This window comes from Bradyrhizobium sp. RDI18 (assembly GCF_043203335.1).
Taxonomy (GTDB): domain Bacteria; phylum Pseudomonadota; class Alphaproteobacteria; order Rhizobiales; family Xanthobacteraceae; genus Bradyrhizobium; species Bradyrhizobium retamae.
Map to the genome: position 1 here is coordinate 46,183 of NZ_JBICRN010000009.1, position 10,192 is coordinate 56,374.

Sequence of the window (10,192 nt, forward strand, 5' to 3'; positions counted from 1 at the left end):
TGGCTGCCTCAGTGGCGGAAGTGGCGGACGCCGGTGAAGACCATCGCGAGGCCACGTTCGTCAGCGGCTTTGATGACCTCGTCGTCGCGCATCGAACCGCCCGGCTGAATGACCGCCGTAACGCCTGCTTCCGCCGCCGTAATCAAGCCGTCGGCAAAGGGGAAGAAGGCGTCGGAGGCAACGACCGAACCGATCGTCAGCGACTTGTCGAGGCCGAGCGCTTTGGCGGCTTCGGCAGCTTTCCATGCCGCGATGCGCGATGACTCCACGCGGCTCATCTGCCCGGCGCCGACGCCGACGGTTGCTTCGTTCTTGGCGTAGACGATGGCGTTCGACTTGACGTGCTTTGCGACCTTGAACGCAAAGCGCAGGTCTTTCAGTTCTTGCTCGCTCGGCGCGCGCTTGGTGACGACTTTCAGATCGAGATCGTCGGCGTTGCTGGCGTCGCGCGACTGGACGAGAAAGCCGCCCGCCACGGATTTAAAGTTGAGGCCCGGCGCGCGTGAATCGGCGAGTCCGCCCGTTAAAAGAAGGCGCAGGTTTTTCTTTGTGGCGAAGACGGCTTTGGCTTCATCGGTCGCGTCGGGCGCAATGACGACCTCAGTGAAGATCTTCGTCATCTCCTCGGCGGTGGCGGCGTCGATCGTTTTGTTCAGCGCGATGATGCCGCCGAAGGCGCTGACGGGATCGCAGGCTAGGGCTTGGCGATAGGCTTCGGCGAGAGAGGCATTCACTGCGACACCGCATGGGTTCGCGTGCTTGATGATGGCAACGGCGGGTGTCTTCGGATCGAATTCCGAGACAAGCTCGAAAGCGGCGTCGGTATCGTTGATGTTGTTATAGGACAATTCCTTGCCCTGAAGCTGTTTCGCCGTCGCGACGCCGACGCGCGTGTCCGCAGAGAGGTAAAGTGCCGCCGTCTGGTGGGCGTTTTCGCCATAGCGTAGCGCTTGCCCGAGGTGCCCACCGAAGGCGCGCCATTCCGGAGCATTGTTGTCAAGCTCGCGGGCGAACCAGTTGCTGATTGCGGCATCGTAAGCCGCGGTGCGGGCGAACGCCTTGGCGGCAAGCGCTTTGCGGGTCGCGAGCGTCGTTGCGCCATCGTTAGCTGCAATTTCGCTCAGCACGCGTTCGTAATCCGAGGGCTCGACGACGACCGTGACGCCGTCGTGGTTTTTCGCAGCGCCGCGGATCATCGCCGGGCCGCCGACGTCGATGTTTTCGACGCAATCGTCATACGTTGCGCCTTTAGCAACGGTTGCTTCGAAGGGGTAGAGGTTCACGACCAGCAGATCGATGGGCAGAATGCCGTGCTCGCTTGCCGCCTTGTCGTGGACGGCGTTGCCGCGAATGGCGAGCAGCCCGCCGTGGACTTTCGGATGCAGCGTTTTCACACGGCCGTCCATCATTTCGGGGAAGCCGGTCAGTTCGGAAACGTCCATCACCGCGAGGCCTGCGGCTTTCAGCGCAGCAGCGGTGCCGCCAGTCGAGACGAGTTCAATGCCACGGGCTTTTAGTGCGGCGGCGAAGTCGATGAGCCCGGTTTTGTCGGAGACCGAGAGAAGTGCTCGGCGTATGCGTTGGTCAGCCATGTTCACCCCAGCTTTTTTCGGTTTGGCCGTTATCACGGCGCGCCGGGCGTGGCCATCCCGCGTCAGGACGAGCGCGCGATTGTGACGCGCAAGAGGATTTGGTTATTTACGAATTCGGGGCGGACTCAGCCGCTTCGGCTCGCACGGACCAGTGAACAGACGTCTCGCCGAATGTCGTGCCGCGCAGCATGATTTGCAGGCTTGGACGCGGTCCGGCGCTGTCGACAAAGTAAAGGCTTTCCTCGATCGACATCTGTGCCGTCTCGTCGGCGGCGAAAATCCAGACCTCGCCGTCGGGAAGGGTGAGGCGGCATTGACCGTGGCCCACGGACTGACAGCGGCAATCCGGATGCAGATGAAAATGGATTGCGTAGGAGGTCCTGCTTCAGTCGCAGCGTTCCCTTGGGCGGCTCGAGCGTATCGACGCCTTCGAGTTTGTCGCCTTTGGGCGCAAGCGCCAAGCGTCGGCCGTGGATCAAGCCGAAGCGTTTCAGATAGCCGTCGTGCGTTGCGGTGATTTCTGCCTGTGACGGGCTGTCGTGGAATTCGAATGAAACGGTGTCGGGGCCGCGGATCGGCAGGCCGGCGACCATCGATTCCAATTGTTCGTGGCGGATCAGGCGCGAGGATGATGTCTCAGTGAGGCAGAGCGTGTTGTGGCTGGCGGTGGCGCGGGCGACCGAATCCCAGTCGTGATCTGCCGGACCGGGAAACCGCCGTTGGCAAAGATCAGGTACTGGCGCGACGTCATTTCAAAGATAGCGCGCCCGCCTGCGCTTCCGTTGAAAGTTCGAGCGGTGGCGGCGAGCCGACATCAGTCATAACGATCGTGGTGCCGCGTTCGAGGCGGGCGTAGCCGGAGGCGCGAGCCACCGGCATGATATCAAAATCGCCGCCGCTGGCGTAGCCCAGCACGGTAGCGAGGGCGGCCGGTGAACCCGTGCTGACGCCGTTGAAGCGGGCCAGCATGCCATCTCCAAGACGCATAAAACGCAAGAAACGCAGCGATTTTCTCACCGCTGCGTTGATCTCGTCCGGCGCGACGAGGGCCCGCGAGCCGAAGCACTGACCGAGCGGCAGCAGATCAAGAACGACATCTTCGAGCACGCTGGCGCTGCGACTGATGTGGCCGCCGTCTTCGAGGATTTGCCGCTTCAACTCAACGATGAGCGCGGCCTCGGCATCCTTCAACTGTTTGTCGTGGCCGGAGATGGCGAGACCTGTCAGCACGAGTGCGATCAGGCAGACGATGCGCGGTACGCCGTCGGGTGCATTGCGCCACGTCGTCCGCAGCGCGCCGATCTGCTGGCCGATGCTGGACATGATCTGGGTGTAGGCGCGCGTCGAGGTCTTCGAGCAGCATGTTTGCCTGCGAGATCCAGGAGATCAGGCGGCGGGCGACGACCTCGGGCTCGTAGGCGATGCCGTGAGAAATGCGCTTGAGGGCGATCCATTCGAGCACAAGCCCACGTGCGGCGGCTGCGGCTTCGTCCTCTTCGGTTGCGGCGAGGTGACGAAGCCAACCGAAGCCATGCAGTTCACGTTCCCAAGCGACGCTGGGCGGCGTGATGCGAAAGACGGACGCGCCTTTGAGATCCGCAATCTCAGCGGCTAGTCCAAAGTAGCCGTGTGAAACTTCGGTCCAGAAGCTTGGATCGGCAGCGCGCAGTTCCTGGGGGACGATCAGGATCTGATCGGCGCCGTTGCCGGCGTATCGCCACCGCAGGAATGGGGATGAGAGCGTCAACGTCACGGCACGACGGCGCAATCGCTCGACCGAGAGCGAGCGGATTTTCAGCCGTTCCGAAACATTGAGACTCAAAGTCTGGCTCCCCGTCCAGAGATGGTCGTACCACCTCAGAATGGACTAGCCCCCGACCTCAGTCAAAACAAGGCGGACAGGCGTCACACGCACTAGCGCTCAACAGGTCTTCACCAGAGATGCCGCGAAAAATCCGTCAAGGCCCTGAAGTCCTTCCGGTAAATCGGCAAATTGCGTCGGCAGCGTCCGCAGGTCGCCGGCGGGCGTGCGCCACGACATCGGGATCGTGTCGGTGTCGAGGGTAATCGGGCGACGCACGAAATCGGGGTGGCTCTCGAGGAAGGCTTCGACCTGCATTTCCCGCCTTCTTCCGGTTCGAGCGAGCAGGTGCAGTAGACGAGCATGCCGCCGGGTTTCACAAGGCTAGCCGCGTGGTCGAGGAGCCGTTTCTGGAGGGCCGCCAGCGCACCGACATCCTCGGGCCGCTTCAGATAGAGAATATCGGGATGACGACGGATCGTGCCGGTCGCCGTGCAGGGGGCATCGAGAAGGACGGCGTCGAATTGCCGGTCGGCGCTGAAGGTCAAGGCGTCGGAAACGGCGGTGGTCGCGACTAGCCCGAGGCGCGCAAGGTTTTCGCTCAAGCGGCCGAGACGGCCCGCGGATTTATCGACGGCGGTGACGTCGGCTCCGGTGGTCGCAAGCTGGGCCGTCTTCCTCCGGGCGCGGCGCAAAGATCGAGCACCGACAATCCGGCGACGTCGCCCATCAGCTTGACGGGGAGCGCGGCGGCAGCGTCCTGCACCCACCAGGCGCCGTCGAGATAGCCGGGCAGCTCTTCGATACGTCCGGCCTGCGCGCAACGGATCGAGCCGGTCGGCAGGACAACGGCACCAATCTCTTTGCCCACCGCTCGGGATCGGATTTGACCGTCAGGTCGAGGGCGGGCTCAGCGAGGACGCGCGGGCGATCTGGCGGGCGGCGGCCGCGCCGTATGCGTCGCTCCAACGCGTCAGCAGCCAATCGGGAAAGGTCAGCGCGATATTATCGAGGTCGGCCAGGCGGCCGTGGCCGCTTTCGCTGACGCGGCGCAGAACGGCGTTGGCGAGGCTGGCGAAGCGCTTGGCGGAGCTGTCCGCACGGCATTGATCGACGGCGAGCGAGATTGCGGCGTGCGGCGGCGTCTGCAGCAGCAGAAGCTGCGCCACGGCTGCGAGCAAAATCTCGTCGAGGCGGCCCATGCGTTCGGGCAGCGGCTTGGCGAGATAGGTGCTGAGGACGGCTTGCAGCGATCCGCGATGCCGGAGCGCCGTGGTGGCGATGAGACGCGCGAAAGCGCGGTCGCGGCCCGGGAGATCGCGCGCTGCGGCGGCTCTCGCAAAGGCGTCGTCAAACGGGCGCCGCTCGACAAGCACAGTGTAGAGCGCGGAGACGGCGACGTCGCGCGTTTTCAGCCCGTCCGGGCTTTGCGCCGGTCGGGGACGGGATGCGCCGCCTCGGGGCGACGACGGCCGCCGGCGCGCGCACGAGGCGGTCGCGGCGCGGAATTTTTGATTTTGTATGATCTTGCACGTTAGCCCCAAGGGCTCGGAGGCTTAGTATAGTTTTTGCCGCCGATCCAGACTTCTCCTGTCGCGCCGCCACTTGGCGCGGAACCCGGCGCGCTCGTCATGCCGGAATTTCAGCTCCTGACACCCATCTCGCGCGCCAGCGCTTCAAGCGCCGCGATGCGGTTTTCGACGTTCGGATGGGTGGAGAACAGGTTATCGACGCCGTGGCCGTTCAACGGATTGATGATGAACATATGCGCAGCGGCCGGTATCGCTTCCGCTTCTTCGTTCGGAATGCGGCGGGCGGCGCCATCAATCTGACGAAGCGCAGATGCAAGCCAAAGCGGATTACCGCAGATCATCGCGCCCATGCGGTCGGCCTGATATTCGCGCGAACGGCTGATCGCCATCTGCACGAGACCTGCGGCCATCGGTGCGATGATGATCGCCGCAAGCGTGCCGATCATGCCGAGGCCGCCGCGGTCGCCATCGCGATTGCCTCCGAAAATCATGCCGAACTGCATGTATTGCGCAAACATCGAAACAGCGCCGCCGATGGTCGCTGCAACGGCCATCGTCAACGTGTCGCGATTTTTGATGTGCGAGAGTTCGTGCGCGATGACGCCGGACAATTCTCGCCGGTCGAGAGATTCCAGCAGGCCAGTCGAGGCGCAGACAGCGGCGTGGGATGGGCTGCGGCCGGTTGCAAAGGCGTTCGGCTGCGGATTGTTCATGATGTAGACGCGGGGCATCGGCAGTTCGGCACGGTGCGCCAAATCGCGGACGATGCCGACGAGTTCGGGCGCAGTGGCGCCGGTCACTTCCGCGCGTTGAACATGTGCAAGACGACGCTGTCGGACTTCCAAAGGCTGAACGCGTTCGTCGCAAGCGCGATGAAAAACGCGAACACGAGGCCGGTTTTGCCGCCAACAAGCGCACCGAGCACAAGGAAGATGCCGGTCAGCAATGCAAGCAGCATTGCAGTCTTGAGGTAGTTCATGGGCATGGGGTTACTCGCGACACTTGGTCCGTCAACTGGTCTACAACCTTGCAGCCGCGTATATGGTGTCCCAACCATTCATAAAGGTGACGCGCCGAAAAAGGTAGCGATTGCCCCCTGGAGTCCCGACGTGCGATGACCGCCAAAGACGACACTGTGACCGATAACGAGCCTCTTCCGCGTGTCCTGACGCCGGAGGCGCAGCGGGCGCTCGCCGAGGCTGAGGCGCGTCGAAAGGGGCGTGATGCTGCGCAGGCACGTCCTGCCGAAGTCGGCGGTCGCGAGGGGCCGGAACCGACGCGTTTCGGCGATTGGGAGAAGGGCGGCATTACGTCCGATTTCTGAGCGTCATTCCCTGTCCCGACCTCCGTTCCGGGCGATGCGTTTTTAATTACGTGTTGATCGAACTGTCCGCCCACGGAACGCCTTTTTTATTCCGGCATCCGAGTTGCATGGCCGCACTCGTAATCGGGAAGGGGTGTTTCAAGGAGGGACAGATGCTCAAGCGACGAACCGCGGCCGTTCTACCGTTCGACCACGGTGAACAATATTCAGCAATTGTCATCTTCGTATCGATGATCGTCGCCCTGGTCTTGGCAGCAGGCGCTGCGCTTGACTATGCGCGGGTTGCGAACATGCGGGAAGGTGTCGAAGCGGCGGTCCGGGCTGCGTCCGAGGCAGGCGCCGGAGCGGTGCGCGATGGCACGCCAGGGGATGTCCAGATCGAGACAACAGCGTTGTCTCATTTCGACAAGGACGTGACGTTCGCTCGTCATGTTGGGACAATCGATCCGCCCACCATCCGGATCGACCGTGAAGCTCATACAGTTACCGTGGGCGCGAAAGGACGGTCGCGATGACCGTCAGCCGGTTGTTCGGCGTCAGTGAAATCGAGGTGCCGGCGAACGCGACAACATCCTGGGCGCCGGAAAGCGCCGACGCCCAGGACGACAGAGTTAACGTTCGCGGTCAGATCATGCGCCGGTTCTGACGGTTTGTGATGAGGTCGTCGACCACGGCCGGATCGGCGAGGGTCGATGTGTCCCAGGCTACTGTAATCGTCTTCGGCGATCTTGCGGAGGATACGCCGCATGATCTTGCCCGAGCGCGTCTTCGGCAGACCAGGTGAGAACTGGATGAGATCGGGCGATGCGATCGGGCCGATTTCCCGGCGAACGTGAGCGACCAGATCCTTTTTCAAAGCGTCATCGCCATTTTCGCCCGTGTTGAGCGTGACATAGCAGTAGATGCCCTGGCCCTTGAGGTCGTGCGGGTAGCCCACGACAGCCGCCTCCGCGACCTTTGATGCGAAACGAGTGCGCTTTCGACTTCCGCCGTGCCCATGCGATGGCCCGACACGTTGATGACGTCGTCGACGCGGCCGGTAATCCAATAGCCGTCGGCGTCGCGGCGACAGCCGTCGCCCGTGAAGTATATGCCGGGATAAGCCGAGAAGTAGGTCTGCACGAAGCGATCGTGATCGCCGTAGACGGTGCGCGACTGGCCCGGCCAGCTATCGAGGATGACGAGGTTTCCTTGCGTGTCGCCTTCGAGGATCTTGCCTTTGTCATCGACAAGCGCCGGTTTCACGCCAAAGAACGGCTTCGTAGCAGAGCCAGGTTTTAGCGGCGTGGCGCCGGGAAGCGGTGCAATCAAAATGCCGCCGGTTTCCGTTTGCCACCACGTATCGACGATCGGGCAGCGGCCCTCGCCGACGACGTTATGATACCATTCCCAAGCTTCGGGGTTGATCGGCTCGCCGACCGAACCCAGCAGACGCAGCGATGCACGGTTCGATTTGTTTACAAGATCATTGCCCGCGCCCATCAGCGAACGGATGGCGGTTGGCGCGGTGTAGAAGATCGAGACCTTCCACTTGTCGACAACGTCCCAGAAGCGCGAAGCCGATGGGTAGGTCGGGATGCCTTCAAACATCAGCGTCGTGGCGCCGTTCGCGAGCGGGCCGTAGACGATGTAGCTATGGCCGGTGACCCAGCCGACGTCGGCGGTGCACCAGTAAACATCGTCGTCGCGGCAATCGAACACATATTGATGTGTCATCGAAGCGTAGACGAGATAGCCGCCCGTCGTGTGGACGACGCCCTTCGGCTTACCCGTCGAGCCCGATGTGTAAAGCACGAACAGCGGATCCTCGGCGCGCATTTCCTCCGGCTCGCACTCCGCTGGGACGGTGATGAGCTCTTCGTGCAGCCAGAAATCGCGGCCCGGCGTCCAAGGCACGGATTGCCGGTGCGGCGGACAACGAGAACTTCTCGTCACCCTTGCATTTCGCCAGCGCCGCGTCGCAATTTTTTTGAGCGGAACGGCCTTGCCACCGCGGAGGCCTTCGTCGGCCGTGATGATGAGCTTCGATCTGGCGTCTTCAACCCGGTTCTGAAGGCTGTCGGGCGAGAAGCCGCCGAACACGATCGAATGGATGGCGCCGATCCGCGTGCAGGCGAGCATGGCATAGGCTGCTTCAGGGATCATCGGCAGGTAGATGGTGACGCGGTCGCCTTTCTTGACGCCGAGCTTCTTTAGAACGTTGGCGAAACGCTGAACCCGCTCGTGGAGCTGGCGGTAGGTGATTTGCTCGCTCTCGTTTGGGTTGTCGCCTTCCCAGATGATGGCAACCTTATCGCCGCGCGATTCAACGTGACGGTCGATGCAGTTCGCCGAGACGTTCAGCGTCCCGTCTTCGAACCAGCGGATGTCAACGTTGCCCGGCGCGAAGCTCGTGTTCTTGGCGCGCGTATAGGGTGTGATCCAGTGTAACCGCTTACCGGCTTCCGACCAGAAGCCCTCGGGGTCGCTGACCGACCGCTGATACATTGCGTCATAAGACTGTTCATTGACGTACGCCCGCTCCGCCCACGCCTGGGGGACGGCATAAACTTTATCCGACATAGAGCGCACCTCCGTTTGGCCATCTGAGTTGCGGCCATTTACTGCCATTATGCGGCGACGAGCCCCGCTCCACAACATGCTCGATGGTGGGGGAAGGGGGTTCGCAACCAAAATGATCGAAATCAATCTCGCACCGCGACATGATTTTCTTAAGCCCGCCAGACGGTGGTCCGTTTGATTTCGAAGTCTTCAAGCTCGCGGGTTACCGGTACCTGGTATTCGGCAAGCGGCGTAAACTTTCCTTCCGGAAAGTAACTGCGGCGAGGGTCCCCGATGGTAGACGGAGCATCCCTCGTTCTTGGCATCGTCGATGAAGCGCAGCACGCGGCTGGCCAGTTCTCGCTCGTAGAAAAGATCGCCGACAATGATGATGCTTTTTCTGGTGGCGCCGCCGACAGCATGTCGCGATCGGTGGTATAAAGCGTCACCGCATTGGCGGCCGCATTGACGGCGCATGCCGCGAGCGCGAGCAGGTCGATGTCTGCTGCCACGACGTGGGATGCCCCGGCTTTGGCGGCAGCGATCGCCGAGATGCCTGACCCGCTACCGAGATCGAGCACGGGCAAAACCGCGGCAGACGTCCTGATTGTCGAGAAGGTACCGGCTGACGGCCTGTCGGCCGGCCCACGCGAACGCCCAATAGGGCGGCGGAACGTTCAATTCGCCCAGTTCGTCCTCGGTCTTCTGCCAAATCGGCAAAGATTCTTCCGCGAGCCGCAGTGTGATTTCGGGGGACCAGAGGCGGGGCGATCGGTCTGGTATTTTCAAGGATGAAACGCCCGGCGTCGCGCGGATCGGTGAGATCGAGTTTGCCGCCGGTCATGAGCCCTTAAGGTTCTTCAAGTCGACGCCGCCCATCTTGCAGATTTCTTTTCCATTCGTCGGCGGCGACCGGCTGAACCGCCAGCCGGGAATTGTTAACGAGAACCATACCGGACAGCTGATTGGCCTTGACCGCGTCAAGGCCTACGGGCGAGGGAACCGGCACCACAGCTGCGACGTCGACGCATTCCCATTTGCCAGTTTCGTCCTTTGCTTCGGGATGTGCGGAAGCGATGACGCGCACGATGCCGACGATCTCCTTACCTTCATTGGAATGGTAGAAGAACCCGGAGATCGCCAATCTTCATAGCGCGCATATTGTTGCGGGCCTGATAATTGCGGACGCCGTCCCAGGCTTCGCCTTTAGTCCCACGCAGCGATTAAGTCGCTCCAGGAAAAACGTCGGGCTCGGATTTGAATAGCCAGGTTTGCATGAGATAGCGCGTTCCACGAGATAAGCGTGCCTAGCGTGGAACGAGATCGACCAAGGGCTGAAAAACAGAACCTCCGCACCGAAGTGCGGAGGTTCAGACGCGACACTACTTGAAAATCAATTCGC

11 protein-coding genes and 4 pseudogenes are annotated in these 10,192 nt (G+C 62.0%); 2 read left to right on the forward strand and 13 right to left on the reverse strand.

The annotated features are described in order from the left end of the window. Positions 1-8: 8 nt before the first annotated feature. The 9 genes and pseudogenes from purH to htpX all read right to left on the reverse strand — a co-directional run. Complete coding sequence (gene purH / locus ACFXS9_RS43270; RefSeq protein WP_392700449.1) at positions 9-1,592, reverse strand: bifunctional phosphoribosylaminoimidazolecarboxamide formyltransferase/IMP cyclohydrolase; 1,584 nt, start codon at positions 1,590-1,592, stop codon at positions 9-11. A gap of 106 nt (positions 1,593-1,698) precedes the next feature. Next, on the reverse strand, positions 1,699-1,959 hold the full coding sequence (locus ACFXS9_RS43275) for a heparinase II/III family protein (RefSeq protein ID WP_392700484.1): 261 nt from the start codon (positions 1,957-1,959) through the stop codon (positions 1,699-1,701). A 91-nt stretch (positions 1,960-2,050) separates the two neighbouring features. Further along, positions 2,051-2,230 (reverse strand): annotated as a pseudogene (locus tag ACFXS9_RS43280) (heparinase); the annotation flags it as partial. A 109-nt stretch (positions 2,231-2,339) separates the two neighbouring features. Further along, positions 2,340-2,915, reverse strand: coding sequence for a heparinase II/III family protein (locus tag ACFXS9_RS43285; protein WP_392700451.1), 576 nt, complete (start codon positions 2,913-2,915; stop codon positions 2,340-2,342). 598 nt (positions 2,916-3,513) lie between these two features. Continuing rightward, positions 3,514-3,711 (reverse strand): hypothetical protein, encoded by a 198-nt coding sequence (locus ACFXS9_RS43290; protein WP_392700488.1) that lies wholly within the window; start codon positions 3,709-3,711, stop codon positions 3,514-3,516. A gap of 65 nt (positions 3,712-3,776) precedes the next feature. After that, positions 3,777-4,088: pseudogene (locus tag ACFXS9_RS43295) on the reverse strand (MFS transporter); the annotation flags it as partial. Beyond that, positions 3,995-4,264: a hypothetical protein gene (locus ACFXS9_RS43300; RefSeq protein ID WP_392700452.1), complete on the reverse strand. Its 270-nt coding sequence runs from the start codon at positions 4,262-4,264 to the stop codon at positions 3,995-3,997. The gene ACFXS9_RS43300 and the pseudogene ACFXS9_RS43295, both read right to left, overlap by 94 nt. 22 nt (positions 4,265-4,286) lie before the next feature. Beyond that, the gene (locus ACFXS9_RS43305) at positions 4,287-4,937 is read right to left on the reverse strand and encodes a transcription antitermination factor NusB (protein ID WP_392700454.1); all 651 of its coding nucleotides are present in this window, start codon (positions 4,935-4,937) and stop codon (positions 4,287-4,289) included. Positions 4,938-5,041: 104 nt separating this feature from the next. After that, positions 5,042-5,904 (reverse strand): annotated as a pseudogene (gene htpX / locus ACFXS9_RS43310) (zinc metalloprotease HtpX); the annotation flags it as partial. 135 nt (positions 5,905-6,039) lie between these two features. On the opposite strand from htpX, the gene ACFXS9_RS43315 reads away from it, so the two are divergent. Together ACFXS9_RS43315 and ACFXS9_RS43320 are read left to right on the forward strand one after the other, a co-directional pair. Continuing rightward, the gene (locus tag ACFXS9_RS43315; protein WP_392700456.1) at positions 6,040-6,249 is read left to right on the forward strand and encodes a DUF1674 domain-containing protein; all 210 of its coding nucleotides are present in this window, start codon (positions 6,040-6,042) and stop codon (positions 6,247-6,249) included. Positions 6,250-6,401: 152 nt separating this feature from the next. Next, entirely contained in the window at positions 6,402-6,764 is a 363-nt protein-coding gene (locus ACFXS9_RS43320; RefSeq protein WP_392700458.1) for a hypothetical protein, read from the forward strand. On the opposite strand, the gene ACFXS9_RS43325 is transcribed toward ACFXS9_RS43320, so the two are convergent. The 4 genes and pseudogenes from ACFXS9_RS43325 to ACFXS9_RS43340 form a co-directional block, all read right to left on the reverse strand. Continuing rightward, positions 6,725-7,186 carry a hypothetical protein gene (locus tag ACFXS9_RS43325; RefSeq protein ID WP_392700461.1) on the reverse strand — a complete coding sequence of 154 codons (462 nt, stop codon included), beginning with the start codon at positions 7,184-7,186 and terminating at the stop codon, positions 6,725-6,727. The genes ACFXS9_RS43320 and ACFXS9_RS43325 overlap by 40 nt on opposite strands. Next, entirely contained in the window at positions 7,102-8,811 is a 1,710-nt protein-coding gene (acs, locus tag ACFXS9_RS43330) for an acetate--CoA ligase (protein WP_392700463.1), read from the reverse strand. The genes ACFXS9_RS43325 and acs overlap by 85 nt, the downstream gene beginning before the upstream one ends. Before the next feature lie 149 nt (positions 8,812-8,960). Next, the gene (locus ACFXS9_RS43335) at positions 8,961-9,371 is read right to left on the reverse strand and encodes a 50S ribosomal protein L11 methyltransferase (protein ID WP_392700465.1); all 411 of its coding nucleotides are present in this window, start codon (positions 9,369-9,371) and stop codon (positions 8,961-8,963) included. Between the two features lie 259 nt (positions 9,372-9,630). Beyond that, positions 9,631-10,067 (reverse strand): annotated as a pseudogene (locus ACFXS9_RS43340) (EVE domain-containing protein). Positions 10,068-10,192: the final 125 nt, after the last annotated feature.

Coding starts and splice junctions, on each gene's coding strand:
- purH (WP_392700449.1), bottom strand. CDS start 1,592: ATGGCTGACCAACGCATACGCCGAGCACTTCTCTCGGTCTCCGACAAA.
- ACFXS9_RS43285 (WP_392700451.1), bottom strand. CDS start 2,915: ATGTCCAGCATCGGCCAGCAGATCGGCGCGCTGCGGACGACGTGGCGC.
- ACFXS9_RS43290 (WP_392700488.1), bottom strand. CDS start 3,711: ATGCAGGTCGAAGCCTTCCTCGAGAGCCACCCCGATTTCGTGCGTCGC.
- ACFXS9_RS43315 (WP_392700456.1), top strand. CDS start 6,040: ATGACCGCCAAAGACGACACTGTGACCGATAACGAGCCTCTTCCGCGT.
- ACFXS9_RS43320 (WP_392700458.1), top strand. CDS start 6,402: ATGCTCAAGCGACGAACCGCGGCCGTTCTACCGTTCGACCACGGTGAA.
- acs (WP_392700463.1), bottom strand. CDS start 8,811: ATGTCGGATAAAGTTTATGCCGTCCCCCAGGCGTGGGCGGAGCGGGCG.